Below are 23,803 nucleotides of genomic sequence, written 5' to 3' on the forward strand. Positions count from 1 at the left end.
GACAACATCACTGCGGCACCAGGTAACCCGGACAGGGCGCAATGTGCGCCGCAATCCGGGTTTACGCCACGGTTACGCCAGCGCCTTACTGATTTTCTCGTACAGATCGCCTGAGAGATCCTTCAGACCCTTCAGCTGCTCCAGCGCGGCGCGCATCAGCGCCTGGCGTTTCACATCGTAACGCTTCAGGCGAATCAACGGCTCAATCAGTCGCGATGCGACCTGCGGGTTGCGCTGGTTAAGCTCGGTCAGCATCTCCACCAGGAACTGGTAGCCGCTGCCGTCTTCCGCATGGAACGCCGCCGGGTTGCTGCTTGCGAAAGCGCCGATGAGCGACCGCACGCGGTTCGGGTTGCTCATGCTGAACGAACGATGGTTCAGCAGACCGCGTACCGTTTCGACCACATTGGCCGCCGGGCTGGTGGACTGCAGGATAAACCACTTGTCCATCACCAGGCCGTCCTGATGCCATTTGTCGTCATACTCCTGCATCAGCGCATCGCGGCACGGCAGCTCAGCGGCAACCGCCGCCGACAGCGCGGCCAGCGCGTCGGTCATGTTATCCGCCTGGTGATACTGCGCCGCCACCAGCTTATCGCCCAGCGTCGGTTCTGCGAATGCCAGATAGCGCAGGCAGGTATTGCGCAGGGCGCGCTTACCGATATCGGCATGCTCCACCCGGTAGCTGTCGAGCTTATTGGCGTTATATACCGCGAGGAATTCGTCCGCCAGCTCGTTCGCCAGGGTGCGGGTGAGCGCCTCGCGCACAGTGGCGATGGCGATAGGATCGATAATGGCGAACATCTCGGCGATTTCGTTGGCCGACGGCAGGGTTAAGATCTCGGCGGCCAGCGCCGGGTCAATCTTCTCGTCGAGCAGAATCGCGCGGAAGGCGTCCGCCACGTGCACCGGCAGCGACAGCGGCTGTCCCTGCTGATGACGGTTAACGTTCAGCTTGATGTAGGTCGCCAGCAGACTCTGCGCCGCATCCCAGCGCGAGAAATCATTCCGCGCATGGCGCATCAGGAAGGTGAGCTGCTGATCGCTCCACTTGTATTCCAGTTTCACCGGTGCTGAAAACTCGCACAGCAGGGCCGGTACCGGCTGGAAATAGACATTATCAAAGACGAAGGTCTGCTCAGCCTGAGTCACATTAAGCACCGGGTGCAGCGGATGGCCGCCCTTCTGCAGGGGGATCACCTTACCTTCGTTATCGTACAGCTCGATGGCAAACGGGATATGCAGCGGCTGCTTCTCGGCCTGCTCGGCGGTCGGTGGCGTACGCTGGCTGATGGTCAACGTATACTGCTCGGTCTCCGGATTATAGTCGTCATGGACGGTGACAATCGGCGTACCGGACTGGCTGTACCAGCGGCGGAAGTGCGACAGATCGACGTTCGAGGCATCTTCCATCGCCTGGACGAAATCGTCGCAGGTGGCGGCGCTGCCGTCATGACGTTCAAAATAGAGCTGCATCCCTTTCTGGAAGTTTTCTTCACCCAGCAGAGTGTGCAGCATGCGGATCACTTCGGCGCCCTTTTCGTAGACCGTCAGGGTGTAGAAGTTGTTCATCTCGATAACCATATCCGGGCGGATCGGGTGCGCCATCGGGCTGGCGTCTTCGGCAAACTGCAGCCCGCGCATAGTGCGCACGTTGTTGATGCGGTTCACCGCCCTCGAGCCGAGGTCGGAGCTGAACTCCTGATCGCGGAACACGGTCAGCCCCTCTTTCAGGCTGAGCTGGAACCAGTCGCGGCAGGTGACGCGGTTGCCGGTCCAGTTATGGAAATACTCATGACCAATCACGCGCTCAATATCGAGGTAGTCTTTATCGGTGGCGGTATCGGTACGGGCCAGAACATATTTGGAGTTAAAGACGTTCAGCCCTTTGTTCTCCATGGCACCCATATTAAAGAAGTCGACGGCGACAATCATATAGATGTCGAGGTCATACTCGAGGCCAAAGCGCTCCTCATCCCATTTCATGGAGTTTTTCAGCGAGGTCATCGCCCACGGCGCGCGGTCGAGATTGCCGCGATCGACGTACAGCTCCAGCGCCACTTCACGCCCGGAGCGGGTGGTAAAAGTGTCGCGCAGGACGTCGAAATCACCGGCCACCAGCGCAAACAGGTAGCACGGTTTCGGGAATGGATCCTGCCACTGTACCCAGTGACGACCGTTCTCCAGTTCCCCTTCCGCCATACGGTTGCCGTTGGAGAGCAGGAACGGATATTTGGCTTTATCGGCGATAATTTTGGTGGTAAAGCGCGCCAGCACGTCCGGACGGTCCAGATACCAGGTGATGTGGCGGAAACCTTCCGCTTCACACTGGGTGCACAGCGCTTCGCCTGACTGATACAGGCCTTCCAGCGCGGTGTTCGCCGCCGGGCTGATCTCATTGACGATGGTCAGGGTGAAATGCTCCGGCAGGCCGCCGATCACCAGCTGATTGTTTTCTTCTTTATAGTCGCTCCACGGCTGTCCGTTCACCTGCAGCGAAATCAGAGTCAGATCTTCGCCGTCCAGGCGCAATGGCACATCAGACGCTGCCGCGTGGCGGGAGACCTTGCTCTCGGCCGTAACAACGGTTTTTGCGGCATCCAGGTCAAAGGTCAAATCGATATCGCTAATCAGATACTCCGGCGCACGATAGTCGTGGCGGTATTTGGCTTGGGGCTGTTGTGTCATAAAAAACCTTTCGCATCTTCGGTAAAGTGTCGTCCCAGTCTATTCCCGTTGTGTCAATCGCGCTATGCAGAATCTTCATCTTTTCAACGTGAAACACGGAAATCGCTACATTTTGTTAACACTCGCGGCACGAAATGCCCTCGACCCGACGCAAAGCTTGTGGTGTGATCCATGTTCAATATATTAAACTAGGCCTCGCAAATGACCGTCAGCGTCGCCATTGCTCGCCATCGCGGGACAGAGCCGGGTAATAAAGGTATACTCCGCCTCCTTTTTCCGCGTTGGTTTCGATGGAACGCTCCAGTGAGAGGATGCTACTGCGCACCATGACACAATTCACTTCTCCTGTACTGCACTCGCTGCTTGATACGGATGCCTACAAGCTGCACATGCAGCAGGCTGTCTTCCACCGCTACGGCGATGTACATGTGGCGGCGGAGTTTCGCTGCCGCGGAGACGACCTGCTCGGCATCTATGCCGACGCGATCCGCGAGCAGGTGGAGTCCATGCGCGACCTGAGGCTGCGGGATGATGAATATCGCTGGCTGTCCACCCTTCCTTTTTTTCGCCAGGATTACCTCGACTGGCTGCGCGATTTTCGCTATGACCCACGCCAGGTCACGGTCACCAATGACAACGGCAAGCTGAACATTCGCCTCACCGGCCCGTGGCGGGAAGCCATCATGTGGGAAGTCCCCCTGCTGGCGGTGATAAGCGAGCTGGTCCATCGCTACCGTTCACCCGAGACGGGCGTGGAACAAGCGCTAAACGCACTGGAACATAAGCTAGGCGACTTCGCCACCATGACCGCTGACCTCGATATGAGCGCCTTCCGCCTGATGGATTTCGGCACCCGCCGTCGTTTTTCACGCGAGGTGCAGGAAGCCATTGTGCAACGCCTGCAGCAGGAGCCATGGTTTGTTGGCACCAGCAACTACGATCTGGCGCGCCGTCTCAACTTAACCCCGATGGGCACCCAGGCCCATGAGTGGTTCCAGGCTCATCAGCAGATCAGCCCGAACCTGGCCAGCAGCCAGCGGGCGGCCCTCGCCGCCTGGCTGGAAGAGTATCCTGACCAACTGGGCATCGCACTGACCGACTGCATCACCATGGATGCGTTCCTGCGCGATTTCGGTCCGGAGTTCGCCACCCGCTATCAGGGTTTGCGCCACGACTCCGGCGACCCGGTGGAATGGGGTGAAAAAGCCATCGCCCATTATCAGAAGCTGGGCATCGATCCGCTGAGCAAAGTGCTGGTCTTCTCCGATAATCTCGATCTGGCGAAAGCCGTCGACCTGTATCGCCACTTCGCCTCGCGGGTGAAGCTGAGCTTTGGGATCGGCACCCGTTTAACCTGCGATCTGCCGCAGGTTAAACCGCTCAATATCGTGATTAAGCTGGTGGAATGTAACGGCAAGCCGGTGGCGAAACTCTCCGACAGCCCGGGGAAAACCATCTGCCACGATAAGGCCTTCGTCCGCGCCCTGCGCGAAGCGTTCGACCTGCCGCCGATTAAAAAAGCGAGCTAATTTTCTTAAGGAGCCTTTCAGGCTCCTTTTTCTTTATTATTTATTGCCGAATTATCCGCTTATGATGCGAAATCTACTTGTCTGATGGAAGATGACAGGTAACATAGATATCCCCCCGCTGTAGGGGAAGAGACTTTTTTATTGGACTATATAGAGAGATTATTATGAGCGTTGTGCCTGTAGCCGACGTACTCCAGGGCCGCGTTGCCGTTGACAGCGAAGTCACGGTCCGCGGATGGGTGCGTACCCGCCGAGATTCAAAAGCTGGCTTTTCATTCCTCGCCGTCTATGACGGTTCCTGCTTTGATCCTGTACAGGCCGTTATTAATAATTCTCTGCCCAATTACAATCAGGAAGTGCTGCGTCTGACCACCGGTTGCTCGGTGATTGTCACCGGTAAAGTCGTGGCTTCCCAGGGCCAGGGTCAGAGCTTTGAGATCCAGGCGACCAACGTGGAAGTGACCGGCTGGGTGGAAGACCCGGACACTTACCCGATGGCGGCCAAGCGCCACAGCATCGAGTATCTGCGTGAAGTGGCCCACCTGCGTCCGCGCACCAACCTGATCGGCGCGGTTGCCCGCGTGCGTCACACCCTGGCGCAGGCGCTGCATCGCTTCTTTGATGAGCAGGGCTTCTTCTGGGTCTCCACCCCGCTGATCACCGCCTCCGATACCGAAGGCGCTGGCGAAATGTTCCGCGTGTCGACGCTGGATCTGGAAAACCTGCCGCGTAACGATCAGGGCAAAGTCGATTTCGACAAAGACTTCTTCGGTAAAGAGTCGTTCCTGACCGTTTCCGGCCAGCTGAACGGCGAGACCTATGCCTGCGCGCTGTCGAAGATTTACACCTTCGGCCCGACCTTCCGCGCGGAAAACTCCAACACCAGCCGCCACCTGGCGGAGTTCTGGATGCTGGAGCCGGAAGTGGCCTTCGCCAATCTGAACGATGTTGCCGGCCTGGCGGAAGCGATGCTCAAGTACGTCTTTAAAGCGGTACTGGAAGAGCGCGCGGACGACATGCAGTTCTTCGCCGAGCGCGTTGATAAAGACGCTATCGACCGTCTGCAGCGCTTTATCACCGCTGATTTTGCGCAGGTGGATTATACCGACGCCGTCACCATTCTGGAAAACTGCGGCAAGCAATTCGAGAACCCGGTGTACTGGGGCGTGGATCTCTCCTCCGAGCACGAACGTTACCTGGCTGAAGAACACTTCAAAGCGCCGGTGGTGGTGAAAAACTACCCGAAAGATATTAAGGCGTTCTACATGCGCCTTAACGAAGACGGTAAAACCGTCGCGGCAATGGACGTCCTGGCGCCGGGTATTGGCGAGATCATCGGTGGTTCCCAACGTGAAGAGCGCCTCGACGTGCTTGACGCGCGTATGGCCGAGATGGGCCTGAATAAAGAAGACTACTGGTGGTATCGCGATCTGCGCCGCTATGGCACCGTTCCACACTCCGGCTTTGGCCTGGGCTTCGAGCGTCTGATCGCCTACGTGACCGGCGTGCAGAACGTCCGCGATGTCATTCCGTTCCCGCGGACCCCGCGCAACGCGACATTCTAAATTTTTCTGACATAAACCTGAAAGGCCAGCGCAAGCTGGCCTTTTTTTATGTCAATTACTGTTATCAAAATTCAACAAACTTAAACATCAAGGCCTCGAATTCACATTTATGTTACGCACTGTTTCGGTGCATCCTGGTGATACAGATCGCACTTTTTGTTCATAACAGAGCAAAACCCCTGATTAATTTGCTCATTTTTTAACCATGCGCCGCACATCTTGCCAAGACAAAGGCTGAATAAAAAGAAGGCGAATTCAACACATAAAATGAGCAAATTTACCTTTATCCAAATTAATCATAAATATTTCATATAGATAGATATGGAAGGGGGATTTACCTCACCATGTGGAACGGAATTTTGATTAAGTTCACAAAGTTCCCAGAAATACATATTTAGTTACATGTTTTTTCGTTTTGTTACTCATATGAGATATTAGTAGCATTTTCCGGCTAGCGAAACGTTGTCGCGGATGGAAAGATGCCTTCAGACACCAAACTCTCATCAATGGTTCTGTAAGTTTTTATTGACAGAACTTATTGACGGCAGTGGCACGTGTTCATATAAAAAATATTAATGAGGGTAATAAATAATGATGAAGCGCAATATTCTGGCAGTGGTGATCCCTGCCCTGCTGGTAGCCGGTGCAGCTAACGCTGCAGAAATCTATAACAAAAACGGCAACAAACTGGATTTCTACGGAAAAATGGTCGGCGAGCACGTCTGGACCACCAATGGCAAGACCAGCAGCGACGATACCACCTACGCCCGTATCGGCCTGAAAGGCGAAACTCAGATCAACGATCAGCTGACCGGCTACGGTCAGTGGGAATACAACATGGACGCCTCCAATGTTGAAGGTTCCCAGCCGACCAAAACCCGTCTGGCGTTCGCAGGTCTGAAAGCGGGCGAGTATGGTTCATTCGACTACGGCCGTAACTACGGCGCAATCTACGACGTCGAAGCAGCAACCGATATGCTGGTTGAATGGGGCGGCGACGGCTGGAACTACACCGACAACTACATGACCGGCCGTACCAACGGCGTGGCAACCTACCGTAACTCTGACTTCTTCGGTCTGGTTGACGGCCTGAGCTTCGCGCTGCAGTACCAGGGTAAAAACGACCACGACCGTTCGATTCACAAGCAGAATGGCGACGGCTTCAGCACCGCGGCGACCTACGCGTTCGACAACGGTATTGCGCTGTCTGCTGGCTACTCCGGTTCCAACCGTAGCGTAGATCAGAAAGCTGACGGCAATGGCGACAAAGCCGAAGCCTGGGCAACCTCTGCAAAATATGACGCCAACAACGTTTACGCGGCCGTCATGTACTCCCAGACTTACAACATGACCCCGGAAAACCAGGGTAACTACTTCGCGGGCAAAACCCAGAACTTCGAAGCCGTTGTACAGTATCAGTTCGACTTCGGCCTGCGTCCGTCCATCGGCTACGTACAGACCAAAGGCAAAGACCTGCAGGCGCGCGGCGGCTTCTCCGGCGGCGATGCGGATCTGGTTAAATACGTCGAAGTGGGTACCTGGTACTACTTCAACAAGAACATGAACGTCTATGCGGCGTACAAGTTCAACCAACTGGACGACAACGCTTATACGCGTGAAGCTGGCGTAGCGACCGACGACCAGGCGGCCGTGGGTATCGTTTACCAGTTCTAATTTGCAGTACACCCCTTCGTGATATGCCTTCAGAGCAGGACTTCGGTCCTGCTTTTCTCTATTCGTGAGGCAAAGATCGTATCTTTCGAAAACCTTCGCGCTTTTTGTCGCAAACGGTTGGCAATTCGTTGTTCTCCCGTTAACCTGATAGCGGATTTCCCTTCAGTAATCACAATGGAACCTCGTCATGTTTGAGAACATTACCGCCGCCCCAGCCGACCCGATTTTAGGTCTGGCCGATCTGTTTCGTGCCGATGACCGCCCTGAAAAGATTAACCTCGGAATTGGTGTTTACAAGGATGAAACTGGTAAAACCCCCGTTCTGACCAGCGTCAAAAAAGCAGAGCAGTACCTGCTGGAAAATGAAACGACTAAAAACTATCTGGGCATCGATGGTATTCCTGAATTTGGTCGCTGCACCCAGGAGCTGCTGTTCGGTAAAGGCAATGCGATTATCGCCGATAAACGCGCCCGCACCGCGCAGACCCCGGGCGGTACCGGTGCACTGCGCGTCGCCGCAGACTTCCTCGCCAAAAACACCGACGTGAAACGCGTGTGGGTAAGCAACCCGAGCTGGCCAAACCATAAGAGTGTGTTTACCTCCGCCGGGCTGGAAGTGCGTGAATATGCCTACTACGACGCGGCTAACCACGCGCTGGACTTTGATGGTCTGCTTGCCAGCCTGAACGAAGCCCAGGCGGGCGACGTGGTACTGTTCCACGGCTGCTGCCACAACCCGACCGGTATCGATCCCACGCTCGATCAGTGGCAGACGCTGGCGCAGCTGTCGGTCGAGAAAGGCTGGCTGCCGCTGTTCGATTTCGCCTATCAGGGCTTCGCCCGCGGCCTGGAAGAAGATGCTGAAGGGTTGCGCGCCTTTGCTGCTCTGCATAAAGAGCTGCTGGTCGCCAGCTCCTACTCGAAAAACTTTGGCCTGTACAACGAGCGCGTCGGCGCCTGCACTCTGGTCGCCGCCGATCAGGAGACTGTAGACCGCGCATTCAGCCAGATGAAGTCGGTGATCCGCGCTAACTACTCCAACCCGCCTGCGCACGGCGCGTCCGTGGTGGCGACCATTCTGAGCAACGATGCGCTGAGGGCGATCTGGGAGCAGGAGCTGACCGATATGCGCCAGCGCATTCAGCGCATGCGACTGCTGTTCGTCAACACCCTGCAGGAGAAAGGCGCGAGCCGCGACTTCAGCTTTATCAGCAAACAGAACGGTATGTTCTCGTTCAGCGGCCTGACGAAAGAGCAGGTGCTGCGTCTGCGTGAAGAGTTCGCCATTTATGCGGTCGCGTCCGGCCGTATCAACGTGGCCGGCATGACGCCTGACAACATGGCGCCGCTGTGCGAAGCCATCGTCGCCGTGCTGTAAGCAATATTATTCGATATCAAGAAAAAGGCCGCGAATGCGGCCTTTTTATGTTCGCGTCAGGTGGGTTACCAGACCGGCATCTCATCCTGCAGGAACGGGTTGTTGCGGCGTTCCTCACCCAGCGTCGACCGCGGACCATGGCCGGGAATAAAGGTCACGTCATCGCCCAACGGCAACAGCTTATCCTTAATGGCAGTGATCAGCTGCCCATGGTCGCCGCGTGGAAAATCACTGCGCCCAACTCCGCCTTTGAAAATCACATCCCCGGAAATAAGCAGTCGGGAAGCGTCATCAAAGAAGACCACATGACCCGGCGTATGGCCTGGGCAGTGCAGCACCCGCAGCGCCACATTCCCTACATTAACCACATCGCCTTCATTGAGCCAGCGATCCGGACGCAGCGGCTGGCAATCCTCCAGGCCGAACATCCGGCTTTGCGCCGGTAAGCCTTCCAGCCAGAACTCATCTTCTTTTTCCGGACCAATAACCGGCACGCCATAATGCTCCGCCAGTTCCGCAGCGGCGCCGACGTGATCGAGGTGGCCATGCGTCAGCAGAATCTGCATCAGCGTGACGCCAGCCTCCGTCACCACCGCTTTGATACGTTCAGCATCGCCGCCAGGATCGACCAGCGCCGCCAGCCGGGTTTGTTCGCACCAGATAAGAGAACAGTTCTGCGCGAACGCGGTAACCGGAATAATACGATAGTTCATGACGCTCCTTTCGTTACCAGTGCCTTACGGGACCGGTATCAATATGCACAAAGTTACTACGTGGGTAATATCCTACACCACCTGCGCGCATAGATAACGCCGCTTTGCGAATATTGCTTAACGAAATACCTTCAATATGGAAATCCATTGCCTGCCCCTTGGTGTGATAGCTGTGTTTTGCTACACCACGGCTTCGTGCGCGAAGCTCATCATTGGTATCGAGGGAACGATAGCCAGAGATAAGCTGGACAGGTTTGTTGGTGCCAAGTAGTCCCTGCAACCGATAAAGATGATCGAACAGATTTGGATCGATGGACTTAATTTTATTCGCGCGGTAATCACGGAAAAAATGGTTAAGTCTTGCTAATTCATCCTGAATATAGCCTCTGCCATCGAAAAACTCCGCCTTGAGTGATTCACCAGTATGCAGGTTATTCAGCGTCAAAATACGCGGACGGGGGGTCGAGAGAGTGGCAAATGCCGGCGCAGGGAGAATGGCGGCAGCACCCAGCGCAGCACCACCCAACGCCAGCAATCTGCGGCGATTAGCGTCAAATTTGTCCATGATAATCAGGTCTACAGTCAATGAATCGTTATATACTTTTTCCGCCTTGCGCGATGCTGAACCTCAGCACGCCATCGCTCGCCACAGCCGTGATGCAGCCCGGCAAAAGAGAACGTTCGCGCTGACCGCGCCACGCATTGAGCGGAATGATATGTATATGCACTTCTGGCGCACGAAAGGCACCTTACCGGGCATTATTGCCAACGTCAAGGCAGCCTCACCCCAGGAAAATCGGGCGCTGCAGAGGAGCAGCGCCCTTTTTTACCCAGTGCTAGGACAACAAAATCCATTGAACTACTTCATTTACCTGATTAATTGTTCAGCTTTCGTCAGAATTTGTGCGCTGGATCGCGCGGTGATATCGTAATTGTAAATATCTGTTCGATATTGTGTACGTCCATCAGCGTCCACAAACGCCGTTAAGTAATATAAATTCACCGGTATATTTTGCCGAATATTGACATAGCGCGTGTCCCCTTGCTTCAGGGCATCAGAAATACGCGAGTCATTCCAGCCCGCATCCTGCAGCAGCATATTGGCCAGCTCCGAAGCCTTATTCACCCTCACACAGCCGGAACTGAGCGCACGAACATCCTTCTGGAACAGATTATGGTTCGGCGTATCGTGCAGGTAGATGGCATCGGAGCTCGGCATATTGAACTTGTAGCGTCCGAGCGAGTTACGCGCCCCGGGCGCCTGCTGGAAGCGGAACGGTAAGTTGTTCTCGGTGATGGTCGACCAGTCAACCCGATAAGGATCGATGGTCTCTTTACTGTTCCAGCCGCGCATCACGGTGTAGCCATGCTGCTCCAGATAGCCTGGATTGTTACGCACCTTCGGCAGGATATCTTTGCGCGCCAGGGTTGGCGGCACGTTCCACGGCGGATTGACCACCACGTTATTCAGCGCGCTGCTCATCATTGGCGTTTTGCGGTCTGGACGCCCCACAATCACCCGCGAGGCCAGCACCTGGCTGCCGTCCTGGTAATAGACCAGCGAGAACGCCGGAATATTGACCATAATGCCGGTGGATAGTTTGCCCGGCAGTAAGCGTAAACGCTGAATGTTCAGGGCCAGCACCCCTGCGCGCTGCGCGGAAGAGACGTTGAGCCAGTCGCGAGTCGACTGGCCGATGACGCCATCCGCCCCCAGCCCCTGCATCGCCTGGAAGCGCTTAACCCCCTCCACCAGCTGGCGATCGTACACGCCGCGCGCCGCGGGTTTGCTCTTTTTCTTCGCCGACGGGCTCACCACATCGCCAGGCAGAACGATATTGGCGGTATTGTCCAGCATCCCGGTACGCTGGAGGATCTCGCGCAGGGCACCGATATCATTGCTCCATTCGCCGGGGCGCAGCGAGCCGCTGCCGGTCATCTGCGGCCACGGGCGAGAATCAGCCACCAGCGCAAGCAGCGACTGATGCATGGCTTCATACTGCGGATGATGCGGCGCCAGGCCGGCGATAAACGCCGGCAGGGAGCCATTGTCCAGCGCCAGCTGCCACTGGTTAATCACCGACAGCGGCGGGGTCGCCATCTTGTACGGCGTTGAACTGTACAACCAGCGGGTCCCCTGGGTGGGGATGCCGCTGATAAAGTGCAGATAGCCCATCATGGCGTCCGACAGCACCACATCGCGCGCCATGCCGCTGACGGCGGGATCGGTCAGCAGACTGACCCAGGTGGTAAACTGCGGCTGAAAACCGGCGATGGCGATCTCCGCCAGCTGCTGCTGGAACGCCTGCACCGCCTCGCGGTTTTCCCACATCGGTTTCATATCCCTGGCGGCGTACAGCGACACCAGCGGATTCATAAAGACGGGTTTATACCCTGCCGGCAACAGCGCCTCGATCTGGGCGCGACTGTTTGCCGCCGTCGCCATCGACAGCGGCTGCTCACCGGCCAGCTTCGCGACCGCCGGCGATTGCCCATCGCTTTGCGCCAGCGCGACAGAGACCTCAGCGGGCGTCGCGGAACTGTCGCCGGGTACGACTTCAGGCTCTTCGGCCTGGACATTGAACAGCGGAGCAAATGCCAGTGCCAGGCTCAGGCTGAGCGCTGACAATGGACGACCATACCGTTTCTTTAGCAACATCCCTTGCCCCCTGTTGTCACACATTGCAGCCCACAAAATTGGGGCTCTTTTTCAGTATATAAAGACGAAAAGGCTTTTGCCTTACCTAATGTAAAGAAGTTTAAAGATTATACCACCCTGGCATGCCGGGCTGGATAGAAAAAAAGGGCAACTTAACGTTGCCCTCTTCACCGCTTAGCCGCCAGAATGTTGCCGCAGCCTCAGGAGGCGTCGGCCGTTCCCGGCAGCGCTTCCGGCAGCGGCGCGGCAAACCCGCGCAGCCCCACCACGTGGACATGTTCGTGATTATTGAACACTTTACGCACCAGTTTATAGGTGGTGCCTTTCTCCGGACTGATGTTCTCCGGCGCCGCGATAATCAGCTGCATCTCCAGACGTTCGCACAGCTCGAACAGCGTGGCGATGGAGCGGGCATCGAGACGCGCCGCTTCATCGAGGAAGAGCAGACGGCAAGGCGAGATATCCTTGCCGCGCAGCCGGCGGGATTCATCTTCCCAGCTCTGGACGACCATCACCAAAATCGACATACCGGTACCGATCGCTTCCCCGGTGGACAGCGCGCCGGACTCCGCGCGCAGCCAGCCGTCGGAGCCGCGGTTAACTTCCACTTCCATCTCCAGATAGTTGCGGTAGTCGAGCAGCTCTTCACCGATGGTTTGCGGCGTGCGCTGCCCCATGTCGATCTGCGGATTCAGGCGCTGATAGAGCTTAGCCAGCGCTTCCGAGAAGGTCAGGCGGTTGCTGTTGAAGAGATCCTGATGCTGTTCATGCTGCTCGGAGAGCACATCGAGCAGCATCGAATGGGTCTCACGCACATTGACGTTCAGACGCACGCTGTTGACCTGGCCGAAGGAGACGCTCTGCAATCCCTGATTGAGCATCCGGATACGATTCTGCTCGCGCTGAATGGTTTTGCGAATAATGTTGGCCACGCTGCGGGAGCTGATGGCCAGCTTCTGTTCGCGGTTTGTTAGCTCTTCGGTCAGGCGGCTGAGCTCAATCTCCATCTGCTCGATCGCTTCCACCGGATCATCGGTGCGGATAATATCCTGGCGGATACGCTCGCGCAGATGCTGGTAGACGGCAACGAAGAACTGAATTTTGCGCTCCGGACGCTTCGGATCTTCCGAGATACGCAGCACGTCGCGCAGATGTTCGTTATCAGCGACCGCCAGACGCAGCGCACCGAGCGCCTTATCCGACATGGAGCGCAGCTCGTCGGCGGAAAGATAGGCCAGCTCGCGGCGGTGCAGACGACGCTCGACGCCGTTGTCTTTCACCAGGCGCATCACCGCGCACCAGCCTGCCTTGGCGGTCACCACCTGCTCGCGCATTTCGCAATAATCGCGCTCTAACTTGCGCAGTTTGCGGGTCAGGTTGTCCATTTCCGCTTCGCAGAAGGTCAATGCTTTCTCCAGCTGATTGCGACGGGAGCGGTTATTGCTCAGTTGCATGTGCAGCTCATCGCGACGCGCACGGGCCCGCTCTTCCGCGCCGGCATCGGCGCGTACGCCAATGTCCTGCAGCTCTTTATACAGATCGTTAAGCAGCTCTTTCTTGGTGTCATACGAGCTCTTCAGCGAGGCCAGCACCTGATTGTACTGGCTAAGCTGCGCCGCATGGGCACGCATCGCGTCGCGCGCGCGGCTGCGTTCGGTTTCCGCCTGCTCCAGACGCTGGCGCAGCTTCTCGTTGAGATCGCTGTTGCCGCTGAGCATTTCCGCCGAATCGGAGTAGCTGAAGTGGGCCCGGCGCTGGACGACTTCCGCCAGGGCAAAAGCCTGCTGGCGCGCATCGCGCTGGGTCTGCTGCGCATAGGCGTAATCTTCTTTCAGCTGCTCAAACTGCTCCGGATCGCTCTGCAGCACCGAAACAATAGGCTCCAGCTTCGCCAACTGATTGCCGTGCTGCTGAATAAAGCGCGCGGCCTCCTGCGCTTCATCCAGACGTTCCTGGATCTCGTCCACGCGGTCGGCCAGCGTATCATCCGCCAGCAGATTCAGGCGCGGCAGCAGGCGGTTAAGCGCCGACACGCCCTCTTTCGCCTGCTCATACTGCACGCGGTTCTGTTGGTTATCGCTTTCATGGGCGCTCAGCGCGCGCTCCAGCTCGCCGCGGCGGCTGTTGAGTTTGCGGATCTCTTCTTCCGGATCGTCCTCGAAGGCCACCGCCAGATGGCTGCCGATGAAGCGGCTAAAAGCCTGATGCAAACGCTGTGTTTTCTGCACGTCAAACGACAGGGTCGCAAAACGCTCGGACAGCGATTCACGCTCGGCATGCAGGGTTTCAATGCGGTTTTCACGCGCGGCGCGGCCAAACAGCGGCAGCGACGGAAAGCGCGAATAACGCCACTGGCGGTCGGCAATCTTCACCACCACCGCTTTTTCCAGCTCGTCCACGCTGAATACGCTATCGTCAAAGGACTGCGGATCGCCTTCGATCAGATAGAGATCTTCCGGACAATCCTCCAGCCCTTCAAGCTGCTCGGCAACCTGCGACAGATCCGGCACCACGATGGCATGGCGCGACGGACCGTACAGCGCGGAGAAGTACGGCGCATCGTCAAGGCTAACATCATCGTAGATCTCGGACAGCAGAACGCCGCCGAACCGTTCCGCCAGCGCGTTGAGGCGCGGATCTTCCGAACCGCCCGGCTGGCTGAGACGCTCGATTTCTTCGTCGATGGCGCGCTTGCGGGCGCCGACCTCGTCACGTTCAACGATAGCTTCGCGCTCGCGCTCCAGCAGCTGCTGCAGGTATTCGGTAACCTCCTGGCCGGACTCAAACTGCTCGCCGCTCTGCTCGCACAGCTGGTTAAGGCTATTCTGCGCCGCCAGCCAGACCGGCGCCCGGCGCATCAGCGTCTGAGTGCGCGACTGCAGCTGCTCCAGCTCCTGGCGCAGGGTCATGCGCTGTTCCTGAGCGTTAGAAACGCTGTCGGCCAGCGAAGCGATGCGCGCTTCCAGCTCCTGATGCAGCGTTTCCAGATCGTCGATATCGTAGCGTTTGCCCTGGCGTTTGCAGAACTCAGCCAGCTGGCGCTCGGCGTCCTGCTGCTCGCGCAGGCGCTGCTCCAGCTCGTTGAGGCGGCTGCGCAGCCCCTGCGCCTGCTCGGCCTGGTGGCGCTGGTTCACGCCGTCGCGCAGCAATTCGCGCGCCACGTCCCAGGCTTCATTGCGCGCCAGCGGGCCGTTAATCGCCGCCACCAGCTGGTAGGCCTGTTCAAACTGGCTGTGCGCGGTTTGCGCCACGCTCATTTTCTGTTCCAGCGACAGCATTTTCTCCGTCGCTTCCTGCTCTTTCGCCTGGAAGGTTTCCAGCCACTCGTCGGCGCTCTCCGGCGTCAGGTCCGGCAGATGGCACAGCGCCTTCGCGCGCTCCAGCGCCTGCAGCGCCTGGTGATACTGAATGGCTCGGGTCTGCTGCACGTCAAGCGCCTGCTGATAGTCGGCGAGCTGGTTTTTCAGCTCATCCACTTCCAGCTCGGCGGCCTCGGCGCGGGCTTCGTTCTCTTCCTGGCGATCGATGGCTTCCGCCACCACTTCGTTCTGCTCTTCCAGACGGATCTGCAGCTCGTCAAGATCCGCTTCGTAGCGCTCGATTTTTTCCTGCTGACGCAGCGCGGTCTGCACCAGGTTCAGGTGATCGCTGGCGGCCTGGTAATCCGCTTCCAGATCGCCTTCTGCGCCGTTATGCTCCTGCAGCTCGCGCGCCATGTCGACGTGCTTATACTGCTCCGCCGCCAGTTGCGAACGCGAGGTAAAGAGATCGCGACGATACTCCAGCGCCTTATCAAGATGAATACGCCGCTCGTTGGCGTGACGCATATAGTCCGCCGCCACGTAGTTGGTGGCTTCGCTAATCAGATGTTTGAACAGATCGCGATCGGACTGGGTGACGCGGATCGCCTCGAGAGTCATGCGGTTTTCCCGCAGCGCCGCTTCCATATCCTGGAATGCCTTACGCACGCCGCTGTTTTCCGGCAACAGGTAGTCGCGCAGCGAGCGGGTAATGGTGCTGGAGATCCCGCCGTATAGCGAGGCCTCGATCAGGCGATAATATTTACTTCGATCGGAGGCGGAACGCAGACGGCGCGCCACCACGCCCAGATCGAACATCAGCGAATGATACTCGGTGATCGAGTTGAACTGCTTAAACTGGACCCCTTCCATCGCCTCGAGCTTTTCTTTCAGCTCATTGAGACTGACTACGCGCGCCTGGCGATCGTTCAGCGTTTCGGTTAACAGCTGGGTCGGCAGGATAGAGGTGGGCAGCCCCTGAATGGCGAAAGGCTTGATATCGACTTTGCGATCGCGCCCGGCAACCTGCTGCAGGCGCACGCCGACCACCACGCGCTGATGGCGGGAGTTGATAACGTCGAGCACTGAGTAACAGACGCCGGCGCGCAGCTTACCGTGCAGGCCTTTATCGCGTGAGCCGCTGGTGGCCCCCGCTTCGGTGGTGTTACGGAAGTGCAGCAGGGTTAAATCGGGGATCAGCGCCGTGACGAAGGCCGCCATGGTCGTCGACTTACCGGCGCCGTTCCCCCCGGAGAGGGTGGTGACCAGTTCATCAAGATCAAAGGTCCGGGCAAAGAAGCCGTTCCAGTTAACCAGCGTCAGCGAGCGAAACTTACCGCGTTCAATCATTACTCTTCCTCCCCGCTATCCGGCTGGTTCTCTTCATTCTCATCATTGAGTTGCAGGTGATTTTCCAGGGCCATCGCTTCCCCGTCGCGGATCAGGCGGCGCTGCGCCTCGCGCGGGTCGTCGCCGGCGCGTACATCGGCGCCAAAGCGGAATACCGATTCGGTAATGCGGAACTTACTGCTGTCGTGGCCCATAAACCACACCATCCCCAGACGGCGCAGGCGGTTTAGCGACGCGCGCATTTTTTCCTGCAGCTTCTGACGGTCCAGATCCGAACCGGTGGAACGGTTGTTGACCAGCTTCAGCAGCCTGGATTCATCCGCCAGGGTCAGCAGCTCGTCATACAGCTCCTGCTGGGTGAAAATTCCTTCGTTTGCCAGGCGCTCCGGGCTGAGATAGAGATAGCAAAGAATTTTGCCCACCATCATATCCAGTTCGGACAGCACTGAGCGTGAAATCAGGGTTGTGGAACGCGGGCGCAGGTAGAAAAACCCCTCCGGCGCGCGGATCAGCTCGACGTTATAGCGAGCGTAAAACTCTTCCAGATAATCCTGGAAGTCCATCAAAAATGCGTGATTATCCAGCTCGTCGAGGCCGATATGTCGGCCCGCGCGCAAGGCGCTGTCCAGCGCCGGAAATAACGGATTGGCTAACGCCTGCGCCAACTTAACCGGCATCACTTGTTCAATATTTGTCAATGACATGCGCCTGTACCTTGGCTCCGTAATCATTAATCGGCTGCCATTTGGCTGGCAGTCCGGTGAAATCTGCCTGGGCGACGCCCAGCTGTACCGCCTGATCCACGACGATCCGCGCCACGTCGAAGTGACGCCCGCGCGGATACTGCGCCAGGAACTCCCGCGCCACCAGGCCGAGATCCAGCGGTATTCCTTTCTCTTTATAGACCGCCAGCTGCGCTTCGATCAGCGCCGCCAGCTGCTCGCGAATTTCGTTAAACTCTTCAAATTCGAGGTCCGCCGGTAGCTCGCCGGTGACCTCTTCATCGCGCAGGGCCATCTCCTCGTCGCGCATATCCAGCAGACGGTCGGCGTTGGCGTAAGTCAGCGCCCACGGCTCATCAAAATAGGTCTGTACCGACTGGCGCAGACGCTGGGCGAAGACGCGGTTCTTATCCATATCGATAGCGGTACGGATAAACTTGTGCACGTGGCGGTCATAGCCGATCCACAGGTCAATCGCCTGTTGGCCCCAGCTGACGATGCGGTCGAGCTTGCTTTGCAGGTCGAACACCAGCCGGTCGACAAAATGGAGATCGTCGCGCGCCATGGTCGAATCCTGAATGCGCAACAGATTCGCCTGCAGCTTATCCCCCGCCGCATCCAGCGTATCCTGCAGTTCACGCAGGGTGCCGGAGGTTTCCGACAGCAACAGTTCACAGCTGGAAATCGCCGCGCGCCAGTCTTTGTTCAACAGCTGCGCGATATCGTCTTTCACCAGCTGCTGCTGCTCATCCATGATGCGCTGCGTCAGGTCGATGCTGTCGAAAATTTCCGCTACCGAATACTTCAGCGGGGCAAAAACGTTGCGATGCCAGTGAAACTCATCGCCGCCCTCTTCCGCGGCATCCGCTGCGCGCTTCAGCTCGCCGGCGACGATCGACAACTGCATCGAGAGACGCAGCGTCGAAAATTCGCGCTGCCGGATATAATAATCGGTGATCCCGATCCCCAACGGCGTCAGACGATAGATTGCATTGCCTTCGGTAATTTCGCTGGTAAAGCGGTTCAGCAGACGCTGGCGCACCAAATCGTTGATGGCGTTATTGGCGCGCTGGCTGATGGTTTCGCTGGTCTGCTCAAACGCATCACTCACGTGGCGGAACGCATCCACCAGTTCTCCCTCGCTCATTTCCCCTTCCAGCCGTTCGCCATTCAGGGTGGCGATCGCCAGCAGGAAAGAGAGTCTGTCGACCGGCAGCGAGATAGAAAAATCATTTTTCCTGGCCCAGGCAACCAGTTCGGGGACTGTCTGGGAAAATTCACTCATACTTTATCCTTGCATCTGCGGCTATGAGCCTGGCTCTTAAGCGCGGTGACATGAATATAACGGCCCAGGCTGAGGTACGGCTCCTGACGACAGTAGCGCGTCTCCAGCTCCAGCAGCGCCGCATAGCTGTCATGCTGTTGGCGTTTTTCACGCAGATAATCATGAAACACTCGCACGCCGGTTTTGCTGACAATCTGCCAGCCAATCTCTTCCAGCCAGTGATAAACCTGCTGCGGCTCACGCGGATAGTCCGGCGACAGCGTGCGTTTTTTCTTTTTTGGCATGCCCAGTTGTACGTAATCGAAATTACCGGCAACCATATTGTGCATCAGCAGGCCGTTAGCATTGTAGAACATCAACGACAAGCCGCCGCCAGGACGCAGCGTCGACCACAGGGTACGCAGCACCGCCTGGGGCTCCGCCACCCACTCCAGCACCGCATGAAACAGTACCAGATCGACCGGGCTTTCCAAGTGCTGCGCAATATCCTGAGCCGCGCATTGTACAAAATGCATGTTGTCGATCACACCTTTATCGACAGCAGCCTGGCGGGCGCGGGCCACCATTTCAGCGGAGAGATCGCACAGCGTCACGTGATGGCCCAGTTGCGCCACTTTAATGGCCGTTTGCCCTTCGCCGCCGCCGGCATCCAGTACCCTCAGCGGCCCCGGCCCCAGCTGCGCCAGCAGCGGCTCCAGATCCTGCCAGAGGATCGCCTGGCGCAGCTGGCCTTTTGTGGTGCCGTAAATATTGCGCGAAAACTTTTCAGCAATGTCATCGAAATTGCGATCCTGCACGGGCGACTCCACAAGCCAACACAAAACCGCTATTTTGTCATACCCACGCCGAGAATGAAGCGATCTGTTATAAGATCCGAACATAACTTTGGTTATATGGTTAAAAAAGGAACCATCTGGCATGCTTTTCACGCTAAAAAAGATCGTCGGCGGTCTGCTGCTACCGCTTCCTGCCCTGCTGTTGCTGATCGGTATCGGGATCGCCCTGTTATGGTTCAGCCGCTTTCAACGTACCGGGAAGTTTTGCGTGAGCCTCGGCTGGCTGCTGCTGACGCTGCTGAGCCTGCAGCCCGTGGCAGACAGCCTGCTTAAACCGATAGAAGATCGCTATCCCACCTGGCGCGGCGAGCAGCCGGTGAGCTACGTGGTGGTGCTGGGCGGCGGCTATACCTGGAACCCGGAGTGGGCGCCTAGCTCTAACCTTATCAGCAACAGCCTGCCGCGCCTGACGGAGGGCATTCGCCTGTGGCAGGAGAATCCGGGATCGAAAATGATCTTTACCGGCGCGGCGGCAAAAACCAACCCCGTCAGCACGGCGGAGGCCGGGGCGAGAGTGGCGGAAAGCCTCGGCGTACCGCGCAGCGATATCATCGTGCTCGATAAGCCGAAAGATACGGAAGAGGAAGCGCTGGCGGTGAAGGGCGCCATCGGCGACGCCCCCTTCCTGCTGGTCACCTCGGCGTCGCATCTTCCGCGGGCGATGATCTTCTTTCGCCATGCCGGTCTGGATCCGCTGCCCGCGCCGGCTAATCAGATGGCGGTCACGTCACCGCTCAATCCGTGGGAGCGGGTCATTCCTTCACCGGTGTGGCTGATGCACAGCGACCGGGTCGGCTATGAAACGCTTGGTCGCGTCTGGCAATGGCTGAAAGGCAGCTCAGGCGAGCCAGGGCAGGAGTGATTTTGCGGCGAGGTCGAAACGGGCGCGGTCAAAGCGCCCGGTATTGACCAGACTATCCACCTCATCCCACAGCAGATAAAGCCAGCGCCGCCAGACAAAGGCCTCGGAGACCGGCGCCTGCTGCAGGTAACGCCATAGCAGCTGCTCGGCCTGGCCCCCCTCCGCGAGACGGAACAGTTCGTACTCCCGCGGCGCCCACAGCATCATCCCCGGACCAACCATCGCCAGCAGCTGATCGCTGCGCGGATCTTTCAGCATGCTGCGCAGGGTGAAATTGCCGTGCACCAGTACGGCATTATCATTGAAATCGCGGAACAGCTCCGGCAGACACTCGCGCGAGCGGAACAAAACCCGCTTATCCTGCATGGTCAGACCGGTGTCCTGATACAGGTTCAGGGTGCTCCACAACATCGCCACCCGCTGCCGGTACCAGTTCGGCCACAGATTGTCCTGGGTATTATCGACCATCCCCACGCAGCCGCCGCTGTCCTGACGATGCCAGGCCAGCAGCGCCTCGACGATCTGCTCCTGCAGCTGTTCCCAGCGCGCCGGGGTGCGGGTGGGCGCCTCCACCGGGACGCCGCGCAGACGCTCAAGCAGCAGCACGTCCGGCCCGGGATGCTCTTCATGCGTCATCACGCCATAGACCACCGGCATGCGCACCGTACCGCTGCGCGCCAGAGTGGAGATCTTCCAGGCCAGCTGCCGCGCCACGCCGGGGGTGGTGAAACTTCGCGCCAGCAGCGGCATCGGATTTCCCTGCGCGTCATACAGGGACCACAGCGCCGTAGCGGCTTTTTCACTGACACACTCCACCCGGCTCAGCTTTTCGCCAAGCAGGTGACTCAGTTCGGTTCGCAACTGTTCCATTGTCGATTACCCCTATGAACACTACTGATTTCATAATGAGCGCCCGCACCTGGGTTGTCATCGGATAAGATCAAAAATGGGCAAAAAAAGCGTAAAACCGGTGGGGATATCCCCTCCTGCAAGGAGGGGACAGTGGACTAACGCAGTTCAGCGCGGACGCGCGCCAGATCTTCAGGGGTATCGACGCCGGTGCCGGGCACTTCGGCCGCCACGGCGACATGGATCTTCTCGCCATACCACAGCACCCGCAGCTGCTCGAGCATTTCTATCTGCTCCAGCGGGCTTGGCGCCCAGCTGACATAGCGGCGAATAAAGCCGGCGCGATAGCCATAGATGCCGATGTGGCGCAGCAGAGAATCACCAATGGCGTCGCGGGAGTGGGCAAAGCGATCGCGATCCCAGGGAATGGTGGCGCGGGAGAAATAGAGCGCATAGCCCTGCGCATCCATCACCACTTTGACCGCATTTGGATTAAACGCCTCTTCCGCATCGTGGATCGGTACCGCCAGCGTCGCCATTCCGCTGGTGCTGGCAGCCAGATTCTCCGCCACCTGGCGGACGATAGCCGGGGGGATCATCGGCTCATCGCCCTGGATATTGACGATGATGGTGTCATCGCTGAACGCGCACTTCTCCACCACCTCCGCCAGCCGTTCGGTGCCGGATTGATGGTCGGCGCGGGTCATGCAGACCTCGCCGCCGGCGGCTTCAACCGCCCGGGCGACCTCTTCGTGATCGGTGGCGACAATAATGCGATCCGCGCCGGATTCGCGGGCGCGCTCCAGCACATGGACAATCATCGGCTTGCCGTTAATGTCCTGCAGTGGTTTTCCCGGCAGGCGCGTGGAGGCGAAACGCGCAGGAATAATGACCACGAAACTCATGAGTGACTCTCTTCTACCGCCAGCGGACGCGCTTCTGTCTCCAGCAGCACAGGGATACCGTCGCGCAGTGGAAACGCCAGACTATCAAGTTTGCAAATAAGTTCTTGCTTATCCTGACTGTAATACAGCTTACCGTTACAGACCGGGCAGGCGATGATTTCAAGTAAACGGTGATCCATGTTTCCTCCTGATGGACTGGATAGATTTCTCAGCAGCATAACACAGGAAGGTCGGCGCCGGGATCAATCGGCATCGATTTCCCATCCTCGCTCCTGGCCGACAAACAGCCCTTCCGGCAGGCGTCGACACAGGATCCGGTCTGCCGATTGCCAGCGTGCGAAGTCGTTGATCGCCCGGCGCAGCCCCTGCTCCAGACCACGGGTGATCTTCACCTCATCCTCCAGCCACAGGGCGAAGATCTCCAGCTCCCGGCTTTTGCGATGTATTTTACTGTCCATCCGCCCGACCAGTTTCCCCTGGTGCAGCAGAGGCAGTACGAAGTAGCCATACTGACGCTTCGGCGCCGGGGTATAGCACTCCAGGCGATAGCTGAAGTTGAACAGTTGCTCAGCGCGCTTCCGATCCCAGACCACCGGGTCGAAGGGCGAGAGCACGGCGCTATGGCTGGCGGTAAGTTTACCGCCGGGCGCGGACTCCAGCTGCGCCAGCGCGTCGCGATGCAGCCACATCTCGCCAAGCGCTTCCACGTCGACTGGCACAACCAGGCCCTCTTCCTGCCAGGCCGCCAGCAAACCCGGTAGCGCCGGCTGACGTAAACGATAGTAATCCGCCAGCCACTGGGGGCGAAAGATGCCGAGGCTGCGGGCGCTGTTGCGCAGCATGATGGCCTCCGCAGCGTCGCGGGGCAGCGCATCGCGCTCGTCGTCCCAGTGCGGCATCACCCGCCGGGTTAAATCATACACGCGGTGAAAGTTGCGCCGCTCCACCACCATCACTTCACCGGCGGTAAACAGCCCTTCCAGGTGGCGCTTATGCGGTTTCCACTCCCACCAGCCGCTGGCGCCTTTGCGTGTGTGGGCAAAATCCGCCGAGCGAACCGGTCCGTTTTGTCCGATATGCGCCACCAGCTCTGCAATACTTCCGGCATGCTCCTCCATCCACGCGCGATGATATTTCCAGCCCATCTTGTCGGGGTTCAACATTCGGTGGCGCACAAGGGCGAAATCGCTGCGCGGCAGAAAACAGGCTTCATGCGCCCAGTATTCCATCAGCTCGCCGCTGCGCAATGACTCATCCAGCCAGTGCTGCGGATAGCTGCCGAGGCGGCTGAACAACACCAGGTAGGGGCTGCGGGCCACCACGTTGATGGTATCGATTTGCAGCAGCGACATTTGCTGGATGGTGGAAAGGATGTCATTCGGGCGAGCGCGACGCCGGGGCTTTTTTAATAACCCCTGCGCCGCGAGATGGAGGTGGCGCGCCTCATTAATCGATAGTTGCAATACCGACATGCAGGTTCTCCGTCAGG

General features: G+C 58.0%; 17 protein-coding genes. 5 read left to right on the plus strand and 12 right to left on the minus strand.

All coding sequences use genetic code 11. The features are described 5' to 3' along the window. Nucleotides 1-72 precede the first annotated feature (72 nt). The gene (gene pepN / locus ACQUTI_RS09385) at nucleotides 73-2,688 is read right to left on the minus strand and encodes an aminopeptidase N (protein ID WP_048294447.1); all 2,616 of its coding nucleotides are present in this window, start codon (nucleotides 2,686-2,688) and stop codon (nucleotides 73-75) included. A 326-nt stretch (nucleotides 2,689-3,014) separates the two neighbouring features. Here pepN and pncB point away from each other — a divergent pair, with 326 nt between their 5' ends. The 4 genes from pncB (at nucleotide 3,015) to ACQUTI_RS09405 (ending at nucleotide 8,834) form a co-directional block, all read left to right on the plus strand. Continuing rightward, a complete protein-coding gene (pncB, locus tag ACQUTI_RS09390) occupies nucleotides 3,015-4,217 on the plus strand; it encodes a nicotinate phosphoribosyltransferase (RefSeq protein ID WP_004201408.1) in 1,203 nt (400 codons plus the stop codon). Between the two features lie 164 nt (nucleotides 4,218-4,381). Beyond that, the gene (asnS, locus tag ACQUTI_RS09395) at nucleotides 4,382-5,782 is read left to right on the plus strand and encodes an asparagine--tRNA ligase (RefSeq protein ID WP_017899452.1); all 1,401 of its coding nucleotides are present in this window, start codon (nucleotides 4,382-4,384) and stop codon (nucleotides 5,780-5,782) included. A gap of 591 nt (nucleotides 5,783-6,373) precedes the next feature. Next, nucleotides 6,374-7,456 carry a porin OmpK35 gene (ompK35, locus tag ACQUTI_RS09400; RefSeq protein ID WP_049116479.1) on the plus strand — a complete coding sequence of 361 codons (1,083 nt, stop codon included), beginning with the start codon at nucleotides 6,374-6,376 and terminating at the stop codon, nucleotides 7,454-7,456. Between the two features lie 187 nt (nucleotides 7,457-7,643). After that, nucleotides 7,644-8,834 carry an amino acid aminotransferase gene (locus tag ACQUTI_RS09405; protein ID WP_017899450.1) on the plus strand — a complete coding sequence of 397 codons (1,191 nt, stop codon included), beginning with the start codon at nucleotides 7,644-7,646 and terminating at the stop codon, nucleotides 8,832-8,834. Between the two features lie 65 nt (nucleotides 8,835-8,899). Here ACQUTI_RS09405 and ACQUTI_RS09410 read toward each other — a convergent pair whose 3' ends face one another. The 7 genes from ACQUTI_RS09410 to cmoM all read right to left on the minus strand — a co-directional run bounded on the left by ACQUTI_RS09410 (nucleotide 8,900) and on the right by cmoM (nucleotide 19,659). Beyond that, nucleotides 8,900-9,547 (minus strand): MBL fold metallo-hydrolase, encoded by a 648-nt coding sequence (locus ACQUTI_RS09410; RefSeq protein WP_114508006.1) that lies wholly within the window; start codon nucleotides 9,545-9,547, stop codon nucleotides 8,900-8,902. Nucleotides 9,548-9,560: 13 nt separating this feature from the next. Then, nucleotides 9,561-10,112 carry a YcbK family protein gene (locus ACQUTI_RS09415; RefSeq protein WP_004201403.1) on the minus strand — a complete coding sequence of 184 codons (552 nt, stop codon included), beginning with the start codon at nucleotides 10,110-10,112 and terminating at the stop codon, nucleotides 9,561-9,563. A 303-nt stretch (nucleotides 10,113-10,415) separates the two neighbouring features. Further along, complete coding sequence (gene ldtD, locus ACQUTI_RS09420) at nucleotides 10,416-12,206, minus strand: L,D-transpeptidase (protein WP_004201402.1); 1,791 nt, start codon at nucleotides 12,204-12,206, stop codon at nucleotides 10,416-10,418. Between the two features lie 200 nt (nucleotides 12,207-12,406). Next, entirely contained in the window at nucleotides 12,407-16,855 is a 4,449-nt protein-coding gene (gene mukB, locus ACQUTI_RS09425; protein WP_004201401.1) for a chromosome partition protein MukB, read from the minus strand. After that, the gene (gene mukE, locus ACQUTI_RS09430; protein WP_004150840.1) at nucleotides 16,855-17,559 is read right to left on the minus strand and encodes a chromosome partition protein MukE; all 705 of its coding nucleotides are present in this window, start codon (nucleotides 17,557-17,559) and stop codon (nucleotides 16,855-16,857) included. The genes mukB and mukE overlap by 1 nt, the downstream gene beginning before the upstream one ends. Next, nucleotides 17,540-18,862, minus strand: a complete 1,323-nt coding sequence (gene mukF / locus ACQUTI_RS09435) for a chromosome partition protein MukF (protein WP_002898189.1) — start codon at nucleotides 18,860-18,862, stop codon at nucleotides 17,540-17,542. The genes mukE and mukF overlap by 20 nt, the downstream gene beginning before the upstream one ends. Continuing rightward, nucleotides 18,859-19,659, minus strand: coding sequence for a tRNA uridine 5-oxyacetic acid(34) methyltransferase CmoM (gene cmoM / locus ACQUTI_RS09440; protein ID WP_017899447.1), 801 nt, complete (start codon nucleotides 19,657-19,659; stop codon nucleotides 18,859-18,861). Before cmoM ends, mukF begins: the two co-directional genes overlap by 4 nt. A 121-nt stretch (nucleotides 19,660-19,780) precedes the next feature. On the opposite strand from cmoM, the gene elyC reads away from it, so the two are divergent. Next, the gene (elyC, locus tag ACQUTI_RS09445) at nucleotides 19,781-20,560 is read left to right on the plus strand and encodes an envelope biogenesis factor ElyC (protein ID WP_004201396.1); all 780 of its coding nucleotides are present in this window, start codon (nucleotides 19,781-19,783) and stop codon (nucleotides 20,558-20,560) included. On the opposite strand, the gene ACQUTI_RS09450 is transcribed toward elyC, so the two are convergent. From ACQUTI_RS09450 to ACQUTI_RS09465, 4 genes are all read right to left on the minus strand, one after another. Further along, a complete protein-coding gene (locus tag ACQUTI_RS09450; protein WP_004201393.1) occupies nucleotides 20,537-21,430 on the minus strand; it encodes a YcbJ family phosphotransferase in 894 nt (297 codons plus the stop codon). The genes elyC and ACQUTI_RS09450 overlap by 24 nt on opposite strands. A 137-nt stretch (nucleotides 21,431-21,567) precedes the next feature. Further along, a complete protein-coding gene (kdsB, locus tag ACQUTI_RS09455) occupies nucleotides 21,568-22,314 on the minus strand; it encodes a 3-deoxy-manno-octulosonate cytidylyltransferase (RefSeq protein WP_004201392.1) in 747 nt (248 codons plus the stop codon). Then, a complete protein-coding gene (ycaR, locus tag ACQUTI_RS09460) occupies nucleotides 22,311-22,493 on the minus strand; it encodes a protein YcaR (protein ID WP_004201390.1) in 183 nt (60 codons plus the stop codon). Before ycaR ends, kdsB begins: the two co-directional genes overlap by 4 nt. Before the next feature lie 63 nt (nucleotides 22,494-22,556). After that, nucleotides 22,557-23,786: a winged helix-turn-helix domain-containing protein gene (locus tag ACQUTI_RS09465; RefSeq protein ID WP_122543113.1), complete on the minus strand. Its 1,230-nt coding sequence runs from the start codon at nucleotides 23,784-23,786 to the stop codon at nucleotides 22,557-22,559. Between the last annotated feature and the right edge of the window lie 17 nt (nucleotides 23,787-23,803).

It is taken from the genome of Klebsiella sp. 7-CIP_Kleb., assembly GCF_050378655.1.
In the GTDB taxonomy this organism is placed as follows: domain Bacteria; phylum Pseudomonadota; class Gammaproteobacteria; order Enterobacterales; family Enterobacteriaceae; genus Klebsiella; species Klebsiella quasipneumoniae.